Origin of the sequence: Bacteroides sp. (assembly GCF_019417265.1) — a bacterium.
In the GTDB taxonomy this organism is placed as follows: Bacteria; Bacteroidota; Bacteroidia; order Bacteroidales; family Bacteroidaceae; genus Phocaeicola.
The window spans coordinates 19,516-41,681 of sequence record NZ_DXVR01000010.1 but is presented as its reverse complement, the minus strand read 5'-3'; the positions used below and the strand labels follow the sequence as shown (position 1 = coordinate 41,681).

At 39.0% G+C, this 22,166-nt stretch carries 15 protein-coding genes; 10 read left to right on the top strand and 5 right to left on the bottom strand.

Annotated features, from left to right (window positions below; translation table 11 throughout):
• The first annotated feature begins 151 nt into the window (after positions 1-151).
• From QZ379_RS02580 to QZ379_RS02540, 9 genes are all read left to right on the top strand, one after another.
• Positions 152-577 carry a PaaI family thioesterase gene (locus tag QZ379_RS02580; protein WP_291558006.1) on the top strand — a complete coding sequence of 142 codons (426 nt, stop codon included), beginning with the start codon at positions 152-154 and terminating at the stop codon, positions 575-577.
• Positions 574-1,689, top strand: coding sequence for an isochorismate synthase (locus tag QZ379_RS02575; protein ID WP_291558003.1), 1,116 nt, complete (start codon positions 574-576; stop codon positions 1,687-1,689). The genes QZ379_RS02580 and QZ379_RS02575 overlap by 4 nt, the downstream gene beginning before the upstream one ends.
• 33 nt (positions 1,690-1,722) lie before the next feature.
• Complete coding sequence (gene menD / locus QZ379_RS02570) at positions 1,723-3,387, top strand: 2-succinyl-5-enolpyruvyl-6-hydroxy-3-cyclohexene-1-carboxylic-acid synthase (RefSeq protein WP_291557999.1); 1,665 nt, start codon at positions 1,723-1,725, stop codon at positions 3,385-3,387.
• 27 nt (positions 3,388-3,414) lie between these two features.
• Entirely contained in the window at positions 3,415-5,460 is a 2,046-nt protein-coding gene (locus QZ379_RS02565; protein ID WP_291557995.1) for a site-specific DNA-methyltransferase, read from the top strand.
• A gap of 17 nt (positions 5,461-5,477) precedes the next feature.
• A complete protein-coding gene (locus QZ379_RS02560; protein ID WP_291557992.1) occupies positions 5,478-8,510 on the top strand; it encodes a type III restriction-modification system endonuclease in 3,033 nt (1,010 codons plus the stop codon).
• Positions 8,511-8,517: 7 nt separating this feature from the next.
• Positions 8,518-9,339: a 1,4-dihydroxy-2-naphthoyl-CoA synthase gene (gene menB, locus QZ379_RS02555; RefSeq protein ID WP_291557990.1), complete on the top strand. Its 822-nt coding sequence runs from the start codon at positions 8,518-8,520 to the stop codon at positions 9,337-9,339.
• A 126-nt stretch (positions 9,340-9,465) separates the two neighbouring features.
• The gene (gene menC / locus QZ379_RS02550; protein WP_291557987.1) at positions 9,466-10,557 is read left to right on the top strand and encodes an o-succinylbenzoate synthase; all 1,092 of its coding nucleotides are present in this window, start codon (positions 9,466-9,468) and stop codon (positions 10,555-10,557) included.
• A gap of 87 nt (positions 10,558-10,644) precedes the next feature.
• The gene (gene rhuM / locus QZ379_RS02545) at positions 10,645-11,505 is read left to right on the top strand and encodes a RhuM family protein (RefSeq protein ID WP_291557982.1); all 861 of its coding nucleotides are present in this window, start codon (positions 10,645-10,647) and stop codon (positions 11,503-11,505) included.
• 25 nt (positions 11,506-11,530) lie between these two features.
• Positions 11,531-12,604: an AMP-binding protein gene (locus QZ379_RS02540; protein WP_291558032.1), complete on the top strand. Its 1,074-nt coding sequence runs from the start codon at positions 11,531-11,533 to the stop codon at positions 12,602-12,604.
• A gap of 8 nt (positions 12,605-12,612) precedes the next feature.
• Here the strand turns inward: QZ379_RS02540 and QZ379_RS02535 are convergent, their stop codons facing one another.
• Entirely contained in the window at positions 12,613-13,875 is a 1,263-nt protein-coding gene (locus QZ379_RS02535; RefSeq protein ID WP_291557978.1) for an ATP-binding protein, read from the bottom strand.
• Between the two features lie 247 nt (positions 13,876-14,122).
• On the opposite strand from QZ379_RS02535, the gene QZ379_RS02530 reads away from it, so the two are divergent.
• Positions 14,123-16,261, top strand: coding sequence for a sodium:proton antiporter (locus QZ379_RS02530; RefSeq protein ID WP_291557975.1), 2,139 nt, complete (start codon positions 14,123-14,125; stop codon positions 16,259-16,261).
• Between the two features lie 70 nt (positions 16,262-16,331).
• Here the strand turns inward: QZ379_RS02530 and QZ379_RS02525 are convergent, their stop codons facing one another.
• The 4 genes from QZ379_RS02525 to QZ379_RS02510 form a co-directional block, all read right to left on the bottom strand.
• On the bottom strand, positions 16,332-17,330 hold the full coding sequence (locus QZ379_RS02525; protein WP_291557972.1) for a metallophosphoesterase family protein: 999 nt from the start codon (positions 17,328-17,330) through the stop codon (positions 16,332-16,334).
• Positions 17,331-17,638: 308 nt separating this feature from the next.
• Positions 17,639-19,195: a fimbrillin family protein gene (locus tag QZ379_RS02520; RefSeq protein WP_291557969.1), complete on the bottom strand. Its 1,557-nt coding sequence runs from the start codon at positions 19,193-19,195 to the stop codon at positions 17,639-17,641.
• 31 nt (positions 19,196-19,226) lie between these two features.
• Positions 19,227-20,939 carry a glycoside hydrolase family 26 protein gene (locus QZ379_RS02515; RefSeq protein WP_291557968.1) on the bottom strand — a complete coding sequence of 571 codons (1,713 nt, stop codon included), beginning with the start codon at positions 20,937-20,939 and terminating at the stop codon, positions 19,227-19,229.
• Between the two features lie 42 nt (positions 20,940-20,981).
• On the bottom strand, positions 20,982-22,157 hold the full coding sequence (locus tag QZ379_RS02510; protein ID WP_291557965.1) for a glycan-binding surface protein: 1,176 nt from the start codon (positions 22,155-22,157) through the stop codon (positions 20,982-20,984).
• Between the last annotated feature and the right edge of the window lie 9 nt (positions 22,158-22,166).

Sequence of the window (22,166 nt, the reverse complement as noted above, 5' to 3'; positions counted from 1 at the left end):
CATTTTTTTCAGGGCGCAAAGTTAGGTCAAAGACTCGTCATGAAAATTAACATATGGTAAAAAGAGTATCTTTAAATATAAATGAGTAAAGAATTTTTCCGGTCTTCAACGAATAAATGTATATTTGCATTCGGATAAAAAAGGAAATAATATGCAAAACAGCAATAAAACAGCAAATACTCTTCCTGATTTAAAAGGTTCGATGGGTGAACATCTTGGTATAAAGTTCATAACGATGGAAGAAGGAAGAGTAATTGCCGTCATGCCTGTTGACCATCGTACTTGCCAGCCGTTCGGCATACTGAATGGTGGAGCATCACTCGCACTGGCCGAAATGGTTGCAGGACACGGCTCTGTTCCGCTTTGCGCCCCGAGAGAAATGCCGTGCGGCATTCAGGTCAGCGCCAACCACGTAGGAATGGTGCGGGTGGAAAAAGGAGCTTTCGTTACAGCCACAGGCACAATAGTACACCGGGGCAGAACAACACATATTTGGAACGTAGACATAACAAACCAGGATGGAAAACTCATTTCCACTGCAAGAATAGTTAATCAAATAGTGAAAAAACGGATATGAACAAACCCGATTCACAGATATATAAACTTATTGACCAAATGACGTGCAGCAACACGTCGTTCGCCATTTACCGTCTTCCATGGACTGATATACCTCTCCTGGTAATGCAGGACGGAGGTGAGCCGCAGACATTCAGCAGTCTGAAGGAACTGAACGGACAAAAAGGATTTGTGATATCTCCTTTCAGTTTCACAAGCAATCATCCCGGAGTAATAATCCGCCCGGACATTACAGCTACAGGATGGGAAGAAATATCGGAAAAAATCTCATCATTTACAATATCCGACACCGAACAGGAATGTACATCCACCGCTATCGACATAAAGCCTGAAACAGAGCTTAAAGAAAGATACTTGGAAGTGTTCGCCAATTTCATCAGTCCGCTGAAAAGCAAAAAAATAGGGAAACTTGTCTTATCGCGCAATGCATCGTACAAGCTTGACGAGAGTTTCTCTCCTCTTGAAGCATTCGTCACAGCATGCAACAGCTATCCGCGAATGATGATTTCGCTGTCGCACACTCCCGTAAGCGGTACATGGATAGGCAGTACCCCGGAAATAATCCTCAGCGGTGAGGGAGATACATGGAACACTGTGGCACTGGCAGGCACAATGCCAATGCAGGGCGAAGTTATGCCTACCGAATGGCACAAGAAAGAGCAAGACGAACAGGCTTTCGTAAGCGAATACATAAACAAGGTCATAAAGAAATTCAGCAGCAAGATTTCCGTCAAAGGGCCATATACGGCACGTGCCGGACAACTGGTACACCTGAAAACCGACTTCCAGTTCGGACTGAAAAAGACTTCCGAACTTGGCAATCTGCTTGATGCCCTGCATCCAACTCCCGCCGTTTGCGGACTTCCAAAAGAAAAGGCATACGATTTCATCATCGAAAACGAAGGCTATGACAGGAAATACTATTCCGGCATAATAGGATGGCTGGACCCGGACGGACATACCACGCTTTATGTAAATCTTCGCTGTCTGAACGTAAACGGCAATTACGCAACTTTATACGCCGGAGGAGGTATTCTTCCTTCATCTGACGCCAACTCGGAATGGGAAGAAACACAGCATAAGATGAAGACTATAAAGTTAGTTATTAGTTGATAGAGCCAACAACTCCCCAATATATTACTCAAAATGTACACCGACAAAAAAAGCATACTACAACTGGCAGCTCTGCTTAAAGCACATGGGATAAGGAAGATAGTACTTTGCCCCGGTAGCCGTAGCATACCTATTGTGCAGACACTTGCCAATATACCTGAGTTCACATGTTATCCCGTAACCGACGAACGCAGTGCAGGATTCTTTGCGCTCGGACTTGCCCTTCACGGAGGAAGCCCGGCAGCCATCTGTTGTACTTCGGGTACTGCCCTGCTGAATCTGCATCCGGCTGTAGCCGAGGCATTCTATCAGCAAGTACCGCTTGTGGTAATCTCTGCCGACCGCCCTGCTGCATGGATAGGTCAGATGGACGGACAGACATTGCCTCAACCGGGAGTATTCGGAAGTCTGGTAAAGAAATCCGTGAACCTTCCTGAAGTAAATACAGACGAGGACGAATGGTATTGCAACCGCCTGACAAACGAGGCTCTTCTCGAACTTAACCATCACGGAAAAGGTCCTGTTCACATCAATGTACCGGTCAGCGATCCTTTCTTCCTGCTTCCGGTAAACGAACTCCCAAATGCAAGAGTCATCACCCGCTATCAGGGACTTAGTGTTTATGACAAGGACTACGAACCGCTTATCGAACGCCTGAACAAATACCAGCGACGGATGATGGTAGTTGGACAGATGAACCTGATTTACCTGTTCGACAAGAAATATACCAAACTGTTATACAAGCACTTCGCATGGTTCTCCGAGAATATAAGCAACCGCACCATACCGGGAATGCCTATCAAAAACATTGAACCGCTTCTATGCTCAATGGACTTCGAGGCACAGAAGAAGATGCGTCCGGAACTGCTCATCACATACGGAGGACATATCATATCAAAGCGTCTGAAGAAATTCCTTCGCCGCCATCCGCCTGTAGAGCACTGGCATGTATCTGCCGACGGTGAAGCGATGGATCTCTACGGCTCTCTGACTACAATAATCGAAATGGACCCGTTCGAATTCCTCGAAAAGATTTCATCACGCATGGAAAACCGAACTCCGGAATATCCGCGCCAGTGGGAAGCCCTGTCGAAAGCCATACCACAGGCAGAATTTGAATATTCAGAAATGAGTGCCATAGGAAAGGTTATAACCGGACTCCCTGCACCGTGTTCACTGCATCTTGCCAACAGCTCGGCAGTGAGATACGCACAGCTTTTCGATGTTCCTCAGGATGTAGAGATTCTATCAAACAGAGGAACAAACGGTATAGAAGGTTCACTGTCAACAGCCATAGGTTATGCCACTGCATCAGACAAGTTGAACTTCATTATCATTGGCGACTTGAGTTTCTTCTACGACATGAATGCCTTGTGGAACAATAACTACGGTTCGAACATCCGCATACTGCTCCTCAACAACAGCGGTGGAGAGATTTTCCACGCACTGCCGGGACTGGAACTGCACGACAATGCTCGCCGTTTCGTGACAGCCCCCCACACAGCATCGGCAAAGGCATGGGCTGAGGATCGCGGACTGGAATATCTGTCGGCTCATAATGAAGAAGAGTTGAACAGCGCCACTGCACGTTTCCTTGAACCGTCAGTAACAAACCGCCCTATGCTGCTCGAAGTATTTACAGAGAAAGAAAAGGACATAGAACTGCTTAAAAAGTATTATCACAACTTAAAGAGATAACCTGAAATACATATAATTAAAGCCATTATGATAAAAGATATTATTGCCCAAAATGATAAAAGCTTTGCGGGAGAAAAAGAAATTAATATTCTGAAAAAGTTTTTTCCTCAATGCTTTAGAGCAAACGGTGAATTTGATATAGACGCTTTTAAAGCTTCACTTCCTAAGGAAATGAATATAACCGACGAAACTTCTGGGTTTAATTTCCTTGGCAAGAATTATGCACGTATGCTAACAAATATGGACACAACGACCATTATTCGTCCGGATACTGAGCATAATAAAAACCCGGAGAATAAGGATAGTAAAAATATATATATTAGTGGTGATAATCTTGACGCATTGCAACATTTGGTAAAATCATATTCAGGTAAAGTAAAGGTTATCTACATCGACCCTCCTTACAATACCGGTACAGATGGCTTTATATATAATGACAAATTCTCCTTCACAGGAGCGCAACTTGCTGAACGACTGGGAATAGATGAAGAACGTGCACAACGTATCATATCAATGACAAAACGTGGTAGTGCAAGTCATGCAGCATGGCTTACTTTCATGCTGCCAAGACTTTCATTCGCACGTGATTTACTGACAAATGATGGAGTTATATTTATTTCGATAGATGATAACGAACAAGCCTATTTAAAATGCCTATGCGATGAAATTTTTGGCGAAGAAAATTTTATAGCACAAATAATAGTACAATCTAACAAACGTGGACAAACTTACAAGCAATTAGCAAAAACACACGAGTATCTATTAGTATATGCTAAAAGTGAAGAAACTATTATCAACGAATTTAAAAAAGAACTTAGCGGAAATATAAAGAAAGATAATATAAGCGAATATTCCGAAAGAGAATTAAGAAACAGGAATCCTAAATATGGACGCTTTAATCGACCTAATCTATTTTATCCTATTTATGTAAACCCCAACCTTAAAGATGATAATGGCTACTATCCAATAAGCGATACACGCACATTAGAATATTCAGTAGAGGTTCTTCCTTACAACAGCGAAAAAGTTGAGAGTTGTTGGAGATGGGGAAAGAAAAAATTAAATAATAATATTGGTAAATCCTCAATGGACAGTACAGTTGTTGCAAGAGAAAAATCATCTGGAGAATGGGGTATATACGAAAAATACCGTAAAGGTACTTACAAAGCTAAAACTATTTGGCTTGAAGACATAGAAATATCAGAAGACGGTGAGGATGATGAAATTTGGGATGAAACAGGTGTTATCACAGAACAAGGCTCTATAGAACTTAACAAATATGGAATGGGAGAAATCTTTGATTTTCCGAAACCAACATATTTATTAAAAAAAATACTTACATTAGGAAGTAATGAAGATTCAATATGCATTGACTTCTTTTCAGGTTCAGGAACCACTGCTGAATCAATATTCAGATTAAATGTTCTAAATGGAAACAGAACATTTATTGTTATACAACTACCTGAAGATTTAGAATATAAATATGCAAATGCTCCAACAGGAGAGAAACCTAAAATAAAAAAAGTAATAGATTTTCTAGATAATAACGGATATCCACATTATTTAAATTATGTTGGTATAGAGCGTATCAAACGAGCTTCACGCAAAATAAAAGAAGAAAATCCGTTATTCTCAGGTGATTTGGGTTTCAAGCACTTTACACTTGAAGAACCTGAGCAGGAAACATTAGACAAGATTGAGACTTTCAATCCCGAAGGAACATTCAGCGACGATAATATTCTGAAAGATTTCGGTGTCGAAAGTGTACTCCGTACTTGGATGGTAGCCGACGGTTACGGACTGACTGACAATGCGGAAGAGATTAATCTTGCCGGATATAAAGCATATCATATAGGTAATCATCTTTATATGATAGACAGCGATTACTCATTCTCAAAGGATAGTATAATATCATTGATGGATAAATACAACGGTGAATTGTTTTCTCCACAAAACATTGTCATATTCGGATATAGCTTTTGTGTTGAAAACCGTATTCAATTAACAAAAAATCTGTCAACGCTTAAAGACGGTGCCAAAAGTCTGAGAATAAATATAGATATAAGATACTAATACACTGATTACAATATATGGAATTAATCCTGCAAAACGACCTCGAACACCAACAACGTCCTGTAATAAACGTAGCCAGTGTGATAGAAACATCAAATGTATCGGAAGCTACAGCCCCGCACCGTAATCCTGAGATTTACAGATGGTCGCTGAATTCAAAAACTATTTATGATATTTGGGTTAAGGAAGATATTCCTCATAAATATCGCCGATTTGTCAACAATCCCAATAATGTTAGGGTAAAAAGATCAGAAGATATGCCATCATACCAGATGATGGACATAAAGATGGAAACAGGCACGGGAAAAACATACGTATATACAAAAACCATGTTCGAACTGCATAAAAGATGCGGTTTTAACAAATTCATCATAGCAGTACCCACACTGCCAATAAAAGCCGGAACATCTTCGTTTCTCGAAGACTCCACTGTGATGAGACATTTTACAGACACCTGCAAATATAATGCAAGAATCGAGCTGTGCGTCCTGAAAGCACAAAAGACAAAAAATAAAGGAAAATTGAAATTTCCTACGGCTGTAGGAAGATTCTTTTATGGCAGCAAACATGAAAAAAACAAAATATACGTTCTGTTGCTTAATTCACAACTGCTCACCAACGGAAAACTCTTGACAAGAGAAGACTATGACCAAATGGTTGGCGAGTTCCACCGTCCGACAGATGCCATAAAAGACACACGCCCTGTGTTGATAATAGACGAGCCGCACAGGATGGAAAGAGAAAGCAAATCTTTTGTCTCACTGATTAAAAGCTTTGAGCCGCAATTGGTGTTACGATATGGCGCCACATTTCCTGAACACACATTCGGAAAAGGGAAAAACAAAAGCTCTGAGAAAGACCATATAAACCTGGTCTATGACCTTAACGCTTGTGAAGCATTCAGACAGACTTTAATCAAAGGTGTTTCAAAAGAACATCTCGAACTGCCAGGTGGGAAGTCTGCAGAAAAGAAAATAAAAATCACAAAAATAAACAATACGGAAAAGTCCGTAAATATGCAATATACCACAAACGATGGTAATTCGCATTATGTACTACATGCAGGAGATAGTCTTAGTCAGATAGACCCGGACTTGAGCGGTATTTCCATAAGCGGAATATCCGCAAAAAATATAGAGCTGAGTAATGGACAGATAAAAGAAACAGGAATGGAATTCTTTCCTGACCAGTACTCAACATCTTATCAGGAAGGAATGCTGTCGTTGGCACTAAAAAGACATTTTGAAACAGAAAGGGAACTTTTTGAACGTACTCCTACACGCATAAAAGCTTTAGCTTTATTCTTTATTGACAATATAGAAAGTTATAGAGGAACCGAAAATAAAAACGATGGTTGGCTACACAACAAATTTATTGAACTATTAAAAGAGAGACTTTTATTCGAGTTAAGCAGAAAAAACGATACAGAATACCAGTCATATCTTCAGGCTACTCTTGACAATATAAATGACGCATGTGCCGGATATTTTTCAAAAGACAACCAAGACAGCGATGAGAACATAGCAAAAGAAGTGTCTGTAATCCTTCACGGCAAAAAAGAACTGATAAGTTTTAAAGATAAAAATGGAAATTGGAACATACAACGTTTTCTCTTTTCGAAATGGACTTTAAAAGAAGGATGGGATAATCCTAATGTTTTTACAATATGTAAGTTGCGTTCCAGTGGCTCCGAAATAAGCAAACTACAAGAAGTAGGTAGAGGATTGCGACTCCCGGTTGATGAGGCTGGTAACCGTATTGTTGACAAGACATTCATGCTTAACTATATTGTCGATTTTACCGAGAAGGACTTTGCCACAAAGCTTGTAGAGGAAATAAACAGCGACATAATGAAAAAAGAAATCCCTCCGATGGAATTATCCATTTCTGAGATAGAAAAGGTCGCTATAATGCGTGGCATGACTATTAAGAGTCTGTTTATGGAACTCATAGACAAAGATTATATAGGTATTGACCATAAGATTATTCTTTCAAACTTCGATGCGTTCATTGTTGAATATCCTGAGTTCAATAACATTAACGAAAAGGATGGAGTTGACTCAAGCCGCATAAGGAATAGAAACAGTGAAAGAAAAGGTACCATCGGAATACGTAAGGCAAGATTTGAGGAAATAAGAGAATTATGGAAAAAACTTAACAAGAAGTATGTTTTGTATTTTGAGAAAGGTATTGAGGAAGAATTGAAAAAACGACTTCCGGAAATAATCAAAGAAAAAAACATATTCTCACATTTGTCCGTAAGTTCCGACAGGAGAGTTGTAGGTATAGAAAATGACAAGGCTGTAAGTACAGAAGCAACCGGTACACAGTTGTTGTTGAACAACCGTCACATGGCATACAACGAGTTTTTAAAGAGAGTTTCATATTTCACATGTGTTCCTATAACAATCCTTCATGAAGCAATATGCAAAGCTGCCAATAATGGAACTGATATATCGAACGAGATGTTCAATGAAAATTCATCAGCACGTTTGATAAATGCAATAGACGACTGGAAAGCTAAAAATCTGGCCGGAATGGTTAAATACAAACAGGCAAATTACCATCCAAAAGAAACAAGACTGACAAATGCAGATGGTTCTGTAAAGGATGAAGTTGCACAGGCATTCATTGGTCGCAAACGAGAAAATAAGAATGTTCTTCTTTCACCTAAATATCTGTATGACACACTTGCATACGACTCAGATTTGGAAAGAAAAAACATCATGGAATCGGATATTGACGAAATTATTGTATATGGTAAAATACCATCATCAAGTATTTGCATCCCTACAGTCGCTTCATCCAACTATAGTCCGGACTTCATGTATGTGGTCAAGAAGAAAGATGGAACAAAGGAACTTAACATTGTAATAGAAACTAAAGGATATGACAATGAGTCTAAAATAGCAGAAGATGAAGAAATAAAGATTTCTTGCGCAGAACTCTTTTTCAATGACATAAGTACGGAGGGATATTCAGTTTATTTCCGTAAACAGATAAACAGTAAAGGCATAAAAGACATAATAGAAGAATTAATAAAAAAATAATTACATCATGGAAAAAAGAGAATGGAAAACCATAAAGGAATATCAGGATATTCTTTTCGACTTCTATAACGGAATAGCGAAAATCACTATTAACCGTCCGCGATACAGAAACGCATTCACTCCTACCACTACATCAGAAATCAGCGATGCACTGCTTATCTGCCGCGAATGTCAGGACATCAATGTAGTAGTACTGACAGGTGCCGGCGACAAGGCTTTCTGTTCAGGCGGCGACATGCACGTGAAAGGCCACGGAGGATATATCGGAACAGATGGTGTGCCACGCCTCAACGTGCTTGACGTACAGAAGCAGATACGTTCCATTCCTAAACCTGTGATAGCGATGGTAAACGGTTATGCTATCGGTGGCGGACACGTTCTTCACGTAGTTTGCGACTTATCAATCGCATCGGAGAACGCAATTTTCGGACAGACAGGCCCTCGTGTGGGTAGCTTCGATGCCGGTTTCGGTTCTTCATATCTGGCTCGCGTGGTTGGTCAGAAAAAGGCCCGCGAGATATGGTTCCTCTGCCGCCGGTATTCCGCACAGGAAGCCCTTGAAATGGGACTTGTAAATAAAGTTGTTCCTTTCGACCGTCTGGAAGACGAAGTAGTGGAATGGGCAGAAACAATGATGCAGCACAGTCCGCTTGCACTTCGCATGATTAAGGCTGGTCTGAACGCCGAACTCGACGGTCAGGCAGGTATTCAGGAACTTGCCGGCGATGCCACAATGCTGTACTACATGACCGAAGAAGCACAGGAAGGCGGAAAAGCATTCCTCGAAAAACGTAAACCGGACTGGAGCAAATTCCCTAAAATGCCGTAACACTTAGCGTAACACGTACGTGTAACGGGTGGAACACGTTCGTGTAACGCGCGTAACACGTTCGTGTCACGGGCGGAACACGTACGTGTCACGCTTTCTTATACAGCCCATTTTAAGATATATTTTATGATAAAATCAGAAATCTTCCCATACGAACTTCACTTCAAACAGCCGGCCGGTACATCACGCGGCGTATATACAACCCGAAAAGTATGGTACATCCGACTCACAGATACAGAAACCGGTAAATCAGGAACAGGCGAGTGTGCCCCGCTTCCCAACCTCAGTTGCGACGACATTCCGGACTATGAAGATGTGCTGCGATGCCATTGCCTCCAAGTAGAAAAAGCAGGCCGGATAGACTATAAGAGTCTGCGACCATATCCATCAATGCTGTTCGGTCTGGAAACAGCTTTTTATCATCTTAACGCCGGCAGCCTTGCTTTCTGGAATACACCGTTCTCACGTGGAGAAGAAGGTATAACCATCAACGGGCTTATATGGATGGGTAGTTTCGACGAGATGTATGCCCGTATCAGGGGAAAGATGAAAGCCGGATTCCGCTGTATAAAGCTGAAAATCGGTGCAATAGATTTCAACAAGGAATTACAGCTGATTGAATTTATACGCAGCCGCTTCGACAAGGAAGATATAGAACTCCGTGTAGATGCCAACGGAGCTTTCAAACCGTCAGAGGCTATGTCCAAACTTGAAGCATTGAGCAAGTTCGACCTTCATTCCATAGAACAGCCCATACGCCAGGGACAATGGGACGAAATGGCAAGATTATGCGCCTCAACTCCTCTGCCCATAGCTCTCGACGAGGAACTTATCGGTGTAAACAAGGAAAGCGAAAAGGTTCGCCTTCTTGAAACTATCCGTCCACAATATATCATTCTGAAACCATCCCTGCATGGCGGAATTGCCGGCTCTGAAGAATGGATAAGGCTGGCAAAGGAAAGAAACATCGGTTACTGGATAACCTCAGCACTGGAATCCAACGTCGGGCTTAATGCCATAGCACAATGGACAGCCACTCAGGAACACACCTTGCCGCAGGGACTCGGAACAGGGCTGCTGTTTACCGACAATATTGAATCTCCGCTGTGTATTAAGGGAGAGAGGTTGTGGTTTGATGCGGAGAAGAATAATACTAATAAAGACCGATTCGCATCAGAATACGGTGAAGCCTCCGTCCCAATTATAGTTCCAGTCTGATTCTCCGTATTCAGAAGTTGAGCCACAGGTGATGAAAATTCTTTAATATATTTTCGTACTTTTGTAGAAACATAAGCATAGTAAATCATGGAGCAAGGAGAAATAATATTATATCAGCCTGACGAAACAATAAAGTTGGAAGTAAGATTGGAGAATGAGACAGTTTGGCTTTCTATTGAAGAAATGTCAAATTTGTTTGGGCGTGATATAAGTGTTATAGGAAAACATATACGAAACATATTCAAAGAAGAAGAGTTAATAAAAGATTCAGTTTGGGCAAAATTTGCCTACACTGCCTCTGATGGTAAGACTTATCAGGTAGATTACTACAACCTTGATGTTATTATATCAGTAGGTTACCGGGTGAAAAGCAAAAGAGGCACACAGTTCCGTCAATGGGCTAATAAAGTTTTGAAAGAATACTTATTGAAAGGATATTCCATCAATCAACGGTTAAATGACATCGAACATAGAATAGATGACAGGTTTTCCAGGATAGAGAAAACCCTTGCCGAACATTCTGAACAGATAGACTTCTTTGTCCGCACCTCATTGCCTCCTGTTGAAGGTATCTTCTTTGACGGACAGATTTTTGATGCGTATAAGTTCGCTACAGATATTATCAAATCTGCCAGAAAATCCCTTCTTCTGATAGACAACTATGTGGACGAATCTGTATTGCTTATGTTGAGCAAACGTAATCATGGTGTGTCTGCCACAGTCTATACACAAAAGATTACGAAACAATTGCAACTTGACCTTGACAAGCATAACAACCAATACCCACCTATTAATATCAGAACCTATAGAAACAGCCATGACCGTTTCCTAATAGTTGACGATAAGGAAGTGTACCATATCGGGGCTTCCATGAAAGATCTGGGCAAAAAAATGTTTGCTTTCTCCCTATTGGACATTCCGGCTGAAGTTATTACTAATCTATTATAAAACTACATGAAGAGTGCCTATGGAAATGATAATGCACCAAAACATCACCATAAACGGAAAGACCTATACTGCAGAAAAAGCATCACTACTTAAAGACCGATTCGCATCAGAATACGGTGAAGACAGCTTCATGGCTTCACTTGGAGGATTCCTTGCCGAATGGTACAACGACAGTCCTCTGCTGAAAGTTCACACTTCCGGTTCTACCGGCACTCCAAAAGAACTGTGGGTAGAGAAAGAAAGGATGATGAACAGCGCACGCCTGACAGTATCATTCTTAGGACTAAAGGCAGGCGACAGTGCTTTGCTGTGTATGCCCCTACCCTATATAGCCGGAAAAATGGTAGTTGTACGAAGCATTATAGCAGGCCTCAACCTTATGGTAGTTACTCCATGCGGACGACCGTTACAGGACATAACGGAAATACCGGACTTCGCAGCTATGATACCGATGCAGGTATTCAACTCCTTGCAGCACCCGGAAGAAAGAAAGAAACTGATGCAAATCCGTCACCTCATAATCGGAGGAGGAACCATAGACAAGAACATGGCAAAGGAGCTGAAATCTTTCCCTAATGCCGTTTGGAGCACATACGGAATGACAGAAACACTGTCGCACATCGCACTCCGCCGACTGAACGGCAGCGATGCCTCGGAATGGTACACACCCTTCTACAATGTCTCCCTCAGCCTTTCAGGCGAAGGAACACTTATCATCTCTGCTCCATCCGTAAATCCTGAAACTTTAATCACAAACGATATAGTAGAATTCAACGACAAAGGACAGTTCCGCATACTCGGACGCAAGGACAATACCATCAACACCGGAGGAGTGAAAGTACAGATAGAACAGGTGGAAGAAAAGCTGAGTCATTACCTGCCTGAAGGTTCGTATATGATAACCTCCGTACCGGATGCAAAATTTGGCGAAAAGATTGTTATGCTTATTTCACGCAAAATGAATACGGACAATGCGATAAACAATCTTCCACCATATTGGCGTCCGAAACATATCATCCTTATTCCGGTACTTCCTCTTACAGGAACAGGAAAGCCTGACAGGGCTAAGGCGAAGACTATTGCTGCGGGAATGATTTGAAATTCCTGTCATTCCCTCAAAAGCCATTTCCACACTGGGATTACCTCTATAATCTTTTCATCATTAGTGATAGTCTGCTCCTCATCACGTGTTATTATGACCAGACGTTTGCATTCAATAAAGTTTGACAATTTAATCAATGCTTTTACTTCACGTTCATACGTTTCCTTATCTGAAATAGTGTAGTTCACCTGTATTGCCATCGCTGCCTCAGGAATGTAGAAATCCACTTCCACACCATCATTATAGAAGAAAACGGCATCCTCTCTACCGTACTTTCTCAACAAACTGATTGCTACAAGATTCTCCAACAAAGCAGCATTGTTATTAATAAGGAAAAGATTCAAAATTCCATTATCAGTAAAATAATATTTGGGATTTGTTTCCTTATCGACTAATTTACCGGCAAAATTTGTAATCTGATTTATCAGCCAGGCATCTTTGGAATATTCTATATAATTAATCAATGTACTTTTCCCCACCTTTACTCCAGTGGAAGTTATGATATTTGCCAAACGGCTGAAAGACAAAGGCTGCATTACGCTTTCTGCAATCTTTTTGAACATCACTTTCAAGGCAAAAGTATTATCTATAGAATGTCTGGCAGCAATGTCGCCTAAATATATTTTCTGATAAACACTTGACAGATAATCACGTTTTGATGCCAAAGAAGAGCCTTCCGGAAAACCGCCAAAGCTGAAATAGTCATTAAACATCCTCAAGACTTCAGCTCGTGTTTCAGTGCCATACAATGTTGTAGGAGATATTTTAACATTATTGGCTGTAAGAAATTCCTCGAACGAATATGGAAACACATCCACAGCAATATATCTTCCACCCAATGTACTTTGTATCTCTTTACTCAACATCTTCGCGTTACTACCCGTTATATATACGCGATATTTTGAGTCGGCCAGACGTCTTGCAAATTTTTCCCAACCATCAATGTTCTGTATCTCGTCAAGAAACAGAATAGGACGTTTACCGTACATTTCCATGTGTATCTCCAACAGTACATTAAGGTCTTGTACCGACATATTTTCGATACGCTCGTCTTCAAAATTCATATACAGAATCTCATCCCAACCTATTCCTGATGCAAGAAGCTGTTGAATACGCTGATAAAGAAGATAAGATTTTCCCGCACGTCGGATACCGACAAATACATAATTGCCAAATTCTTCAATCCGGAAATTACGTGGAATTACTTTATGTCGTGGAATCTCAATCTGATAATCCACCAAAACTGACCTTAATATTTCCTTATCCATACCTTTGTCCTATTAACAAGACAAAAATAGGTATTTTTTGTCTTATATACAAGACAATAATAAGCATTTTTTGTCTTATCCATAAGACAAAAACAATTTTTACCATACAAAGTAACTCAAATTTAATCCATAATGCCGACAGATAATATTTTGTTACTTTTTTTTCAGACTGAAATGTATTCTGTATTCTTTATTTATTATCTTTGTTTCATTACCATAATTATTGTAACAATTAATAAACTTTACCATGGAAGAATTTGCATTTCTGCAACCTTTGCTGCTCACTATCACAGGACTTGTAATAGGAGCATTACTTAAATCTCTATTAAAACACAGTCGTTTCCCTTATACAGTAGGACTGTTCGCCATCGGACTCCTTGTAGGGGTATTAAACCGTTCCGGAGTATTCCATTCGCTTCCACAGATAACCGAGGCAGTAGACAGCGTGGCAAACATCAATCCGGACCTTATCCTATATCTGTTTCTGCCTATATTGATATTCGATGCCGCATATGAGCTGAACATGCACATCTTCAAAAAGACACTGGCTAATGCCACACTGCTTGCCGCACCGGGACTTGTCATCTGCATGATTCTTACAGGAGTGCTCATGGTAGGTATCGGACTGACAATCCCCGGATATGAAAACTGGACATGGGCATTCGCTCTTATGTTCGGAGCATTGATAAGCGCCACTGACCCTGTGGCCGTAGTCGCACTTCTTCATGAACTGAAAACCAGTAAACGATTCTCCACATTGGTTGATGCAGAATCTCTGCTGAATGACGGAACCGGTATCGTATGCTTTATGCTATTCTTCGGAGTATATGCGGCTACAGGAGGTTCGGACAGTTCTCCTATAATGGAATTTATCAAGGTGATAAGCATAAGTACCATACTCGGATATTTCCTTGCACGTCTCGTTATATGGTTTATCACCCGAATAAACTCGGAAGAAATGATACAGAACAGTGTTATCATACTTTCGGCATACGTCACCTTTATAGTGTCGCAGTTCTATCTTGGAGTATCGGGAGTAATAGCTCTCGTAGCATTCGGACTCACAGTGACATACGTTGGTAAACCTCGTCTGAAACCACAGGTAAACAACTTCATGGAACATTTCTGGGAGCTTGCCACTTATATAGCGAACACTCTTATTTTCATCATCGTAGGTATAGTGATTTCCGAAAAAGTCACTTTCTCATGGAGCGCATTCGTAGTGCTTATACTGATATATATCTTCCTCAATCTGTTCCGTTACGCCATGATTTCCATGCTCTATCCGGTGATGAAAAGAATGGGCTACGGACTTACAAAACGTGAATCTGTGATACTCACATGGGGAGGTTTGCGTGGTGCACTTGCCATGACTCTTGCGCTGATGGTTTCGTACACTGAAGCCATACCGGAAGACATCAGAAATCAGATTCTTTTCTTCACAGCCGGAATCGTAACACTTACCCTTTGCATAAATGCCACGACAATGCGCTGGTTGCTGAACAAGATGGGGCTTATCAATGTTCCTTCGGCAAGGGTAGAATTAGAATACAATATCCAGAAACATATCAGAGAAAATTCAGAGATATATCTGGAGAAACTGAAATCGAGAGATCATCTGACCGGAGCTAACTGGAAGAAAGTACAACACTATATGGCTGAAGCTCCTAAAGTTCCAATGGTAGATTCAAAGGAAAAGGATGTTATCTCCGAAATACGTCTGAAAGTTCTCGACCGTGAAAAAGCTACCTGCAAAGCCATCTACGAAGAAGGTATAATCTCGAAAACGGTTTTCCGCCGACTTATGAACTCGCTCGACGAACTGTACGACCACGACGGTAAATACACACTTGACTTCAGAAACTCAATATTCAAATTCTGCGACCGAAGCAATAGCATAAACGCACTCAGAAAAACTCCTATTATAAACAACTGGATAAGTTTCTACTTCCGCGAGCGTATCACTGTGGTATATGATTTGGGACGAGGTTTCATCATTCTTCAGAAAGAAGACCTGAAACTGATAGACGAACTTAAGGCTTCCAATCTTCTGGACGACAGTCAAAAGGCCGTATTAGGTACATTGAAGTCGGAAATTGGAAACAACATCTCGCGCATGGACGTAGTAATAAATACCCTCGCAGATGAATTCCCGAAAGCCTACGGACATGCCCTTACACTGAAGTCTATCCGTATGCTGCTAAGCAATGAAAAGCGTACCGTAAGACAAATGATAAACAACGGAATAATAACAGAGAAAGACGCTGAACCTCTTTTGGAGAACATAGATGAACGTGCAGACGAAGTAAACTCATTCAGTCATACTATCCCGGCATCCATACTTCGCTGGATGTTTTTCGTAAGGAAGAAAAAGGAGTGGAAATAACAGAATTACAGATACAGAGAAGGCTGTTTCTTTCGTGATTTAATTAGCACTTAAGAAACAGCCTTTATTACTACATGTTCTTATTTTTATCTTTTATAAAATCATCCGGACAAACAGCCTTATTAATTCTTTCACCTTTCTCCAAAGTTATCCATGTAGTAAAAGAAGTTCCGTCTTCTGACAATTCTATCACTCTTGCTCCATTCGACAAATGGTTATACACGGTATTTCCACCACTATATCTTCCATAAGCCAACAATATATTATTCCAATACACTGCATAATCATTATCATGGTCGTGTCCCACGAATATACCCTTTATATCGCCCATTTCCTTCATTGCAGCAAACATTCCGGAATTCAATTTAGGAGCACAGATTTGTTCCATACGTGTACCTATCATTACTGCATTCTGATCTTCTACTGCATAAGAATATTCAGGAAGCGGTATATGGAAAAAGGCAAATGACTGAACCGGATTTCCTCCATTGGCAGATGTAAACTTTTTACTGTTATCACGATACCACGCAATCTGGTCAAAATTTATAAAACCATATCCTTCTATATTCTTAATCGTGGAATATGTATTGGAATCCATACAATATAATATGGCTGCATCCTTTGTATTATCGTTCGACCTAACTGTCAATATGTAATTAGAGGAACCGTAAACACCTTCGGCCGTAGTCGTAAGGTTATACTCAAACGAAGATGCTATATCAAACAACTGTTTGCGAGTCATCCCTTGTTCATCATCGTGATTTCCAAAAGTTATTCCAAAAGGGATTTTAAAATCTGAAACAAGTCCAAGTACTTCACGAAATCCCTCTTCTGCCGGTTTTCCATATATTATATCACCGGTAATTATCACCAAATCAGGTTTTTCCACATTCAGAACTTCCTTAATTCTCTGTAAGGCCACCTTTGAACGTGAGTCACTATAAATATTATGAACATCAGTAAACTGCACAATCTTGAACTTTCCTTCCTGATTGAATTTTAAAACATTTTGCGCCTCAATACCGAAAGTGCAGCATAAAAGGCATAGCACAACACACACAAATCTCATAATTCTACTTGTTATTGTATAATAATTATATTCTATAAAAACACGTCTGTAAATCAATAAATCTTATTTGATGTTATAAATTTAAGGCTAACTAAATAAAAAAACATTATTAGAAACAAATTTAAATTAGTTTATCCCATGATTTTACAAAATAAGTAATTTAAATTTTACAATACAATAACAGAAGTTGAATATTATGGGAGATTAGAAATTCTTAGCAACAACATTATTCAATAATAAAAAAGAAAATCTCCGTTGTACCAGGATGGTTAGGATACAACGGAGATTATATGCCATATTTAATATAATTATTCAGTTGGAGCAGGAAGTAGGAGTATTTTTGTAATAGTCATATTCTGTCCATTAAAAGAAGACCACTTTGAACTACTTCCTTCATCTGGTTTAAGAGCATCAAGATGTTCTTGCGTTACTATAATATCAACATATCCCAAATCATCATTAACATCAGTACATCCTACTGCTATTTGTAATTGTGCCCCTTCAGTTTTATCTTTATAATAACATCTAAATATGCTTCCAAGAGTTGTTTTATTATAGTTCTCAGAAGTATACTCAAGACTTGCAGATGCCCCCCATCCAGACAATAATACATGTTCACCTTCCCAAATCACAATAGGAACAATTGGTGTAATAGTATTTACGCTATAAACAGATACAGACTTCAAAGTAATATCAACATCAGAAGATATATTTATTCCTGTAGTAAACTCTCCTACTGCAAATATCACTTTTCCTTCTTTCATATTTTCCGGTAAAGTAAATGCCTTTGAACCCTTTGAAGATGATGATACGGTAAGTGTTGCTGCTGCAGAAGCATCAGTTCTTGAATATTCTATACAATAAGCATCTGTATCAAGCAATGTACCACTAAAGTTCTCATCAGAAACAGTTATAGGCAAATTTGTAGTCAATGTTTGATCTTCAATTAAAACATACTTTGTTTTGGAAGTAGTAATATCAACATCTGGAGCAACGACCCAACCTTCTGACTTACCTTCATCTGTCCAATCATCTATATCTGGAACTAACCCAGGCTGCTCTACTGAAGGATCTTTAGAATAAAGAACTACAGGAAATGTATATCTTTTTGAAGAATCAAAAGAAATGTTGTCAATAGGACATCTGTAAATTTTATTGTCAGAAGTCTTTACTAATATTATGCGTCCTTCACGTGCTTCGTCAGGCAAAACTATAGCCTCGTATTGTCCATTGGTTTTATTAACAAATTGCAGAGAAGAATTATATTCTGCTGCTTCCTTAGCTGTCACTGTTCCATCAGACATATTCAACACACCTTCCTTGCATTGCTTGTCAATACTTACAGTAGCATCATTCAAAGGATTACCGTTCTCATCTTTTATGTTTAAAACTATTTTAGATAGTTTATGCTTGAATGTCAAATCAACATTATTTGTACCAGCCTCTACCAAAGGAGATGAAGCATACATAATATCGTTATCAGACAAATTATCTCCCAAAGTAAATGAATAGTTTCCATCAGTCACATTTTCATTATATGGATAAACAGACATGAAATTCACTAAAGTAACATCTCCACCAGGATAAGTAATCGGAGTATCGGATGTAAAGCCATCAATAGTTTCTTCAGAATTAGTATATTTTACATTTGTATTTAAATACGATGTAGCATCGTCTGCATTCTGCATATAAACTCCTATTTCGTCTCCTACCTCCCAGTTATTATCTATTGCACGACTTTTAATTATTGAAGAAGTAAAACTTACAGTTGTTCCGGCTGTATTATTTATAATATCTGTCACTTCATTTTTACATCCTGTTATGGCAAGCCCTACGGCTAAACATAATAATAATGTCTTTTTCATAATCTATATATTTTGAAAGTTAATAATATTTTTAATTTCTCCATTTCACGTAATCGGTATTAGCTGCATCATTCCACCATGCCTCAGTGGCTTGCTCTTCCCAATTGTCTATACTGCTTGGATACCACGGCATAAACCAAGCCCATTTTGCTCCGGTCTCCCAAATATCAGAAATATTTGAAATTCTACCGCATTCCGTTAAAGCAATCATCATGTTAGGATATTTTTCTGCCAGATTATAAAACTCGTTTACAAACTCATCTACATCGCTGACATCGTACAAATCACGTCCGATAATATCAACATAATCGTTTCCAGGGAACCATTCTTCGTCATTACCTTTTGAATCGGAAGTCCATACCCAAATCAAGTTATTCAATTCGCGCTCTTCTATCAAATATTTATACATCATCTGCCACAATTGTTTATATACTTCAGGACCTCCTGCTGCCCACCAAAACCATCCACCTGATGCTTCGTGTAACGGTCGCCATATAACAGGAATACCGGCATCAGATATTGGTTTCATATAATCTGCAAGTTTTTTCAAATCATCATAGAAAAATTTCTGCTGCCATGAATTTTCTTCAAGTACCTTAGATGGATCAAAAGTTGTAGATGAACTGCCTGCACCTGGAACATAAAAACCTAAAGTATAATCAATCATATCAATACTTGTAACTGTACAGTTTTTTCCGTTTAGCACAAATTCGTTTCCTATTAAAGTTTTTATTTCATCGTTTAACTCTAATACATATTCTGTCATATCGGAAGATATCATAACAGATGATATATCACCTCCTCCATCTCCATTATCTTTCTTTTGAATAAGTATCTGCGCATCATCCTTAACGTCAGAAATAGAAAACTTTATTTTTGTAAAATTATTTACATCATTACCATTTAAACTAACCTCACGACTATTCCAATTTTCCAAATCATGCTGTCCATAAAACAAATTTACAGCATCATGTAAAGGTTCTTTATCAGGTACATTCCAATGCCACATTGCAGATACTATACCACCTGCATGATACCAGTCAGTTACAGGAGTTATATCACTATAATCAATCCATTTTGCAGGTGAACTGCTCAAATGACCATAATCGAAACCATTCAAGAGAGGGGTCTTGCCTATTTTCTGTCCTACAAATTCTGCATACTCACTGTTCCAGCTATGATATTGGGATTTCTGTACCTGATCTATAGCCATAGCACCGGAAATTATGTTTTTGCCATAATTTCTTACCAATTCTGTATATAACCTTTTGGTTTCAGGTGAAGCATTTTCATTACACAAATTTGTTTTGATTAATTGAAATGGAGCAGTTTTTTTCAGTTTTACTGTAAAGCTAAAACGAGCAGCATAAGCCTCTGTTCCATCAGCAGCAGATAAGATTACTCCTTTTGGTATATAAATTTCATAGTTAGTCTTATCATTGCATTTATCAAGTTCAATATATAAAATATTGTTTGCACAATAAACATCAACTATTTCAAGTTCACCTCTGAAAACTTGAATCTTTTCCAAAGGATTATCTTCTGTCAATTTTATTTTTTGGTCATAAACAAGTTCTATAGTCAACGAACCATCTTGTGCTATCACATTTGTGGCACCATCTTCTGGAGTAACAGTTGTCATACGCGGCACAGATGTTACTGTTATTTCTCCAGCCTCATCATTGCATGACGTAATAGCCAATGAAACAAATGCCAGCAATATGGTATAAATAAATTTTCTCATAACAATGTTGTTTTAGTGTGTCATAATATAGTATAAATTCTTTCAAGGAAGTTTCTTCTCTATTCTGAAGTTTGCAAAACCATGATCCACAGTCCAATTAGAATTTGGATGAATAACCAACTCAAAATTAGTCTCACCTTCTGTTAATGGTTGAGTTTTAGTAGCCACAGACACTAAATCAAGAGAAACAGTACACCATTTGCCATATGTCCCGAAACTTGTTACAGACGAAGGATTCCATGCATATGAATTATCCCCATTGGTGTTAAATACAAATCTATATCCTGCATCTCCAGAATTATAGAATGGAGTATTTTCTGCAGAAAATACATCAAACTTAAGAAGATAATCATTCGGAGAAGCCGCAACTTGAGACGAAATATTGATTTTACTTTTTATTATATCAACCCATCCCCATGCAGAAAAATCTCCTCTCAAATTTATATAATAATCAGGTTCACCATCTTCAACATTACCTTCTACATACGATACTTTTTCCGGATATGAATAATTTTTTACAAAATCCTTATTCCAAACCAATCCATCTGTATTCATATATGAAATCTGTCTATGAACATTACCATTAACTCCTTCATAGTTTATATCTATTACAGAATTTGGTTGAGCATCTTCAGGAATTACAACAGAAAGATATCCTTCAGAAATTGAATCCACTTTCAAATCCTGTCCGTTCATTTTTATTGTAGATGTTTCTGTTTCACCACCAAATCCATACAAATCAAAATAGTCACCTACCATCTGAACTGTATCTCCAGGCTGACAGAACTCATAATACAGTCCATCTACTTTTACCTCTGGAATATTAACAGTAAAATCGAATGTTGTTGTACCAAACTCTGTTTCATATGTAATCTTGTTAGTCACATTTTCCGGTATCTGACGAGGAACAGGCATAAAAGCCTTTTCTCTTGTTGCATAAACCTCTGACAACTTTACTTCCACATCATTGAACATGATTTTTTTGACTTGTGCAAGATTATTACCTGTAATAATAATCATCTGCTCAAAAACCGCATTATCCAATGGAGTTGTGCATTCCGTATCTTCAGAATCATAAATAGCATTGATAACAGGAATTCCTGTAGATGTCATACCATCGTCATAGTTATCATCGTATGTCACTATGTCGTTACATGATGCCATGGCTAATGAAACCATAAACAACATGTACATATATTTGTTTTTTATCTTATCCATAACTTTTAT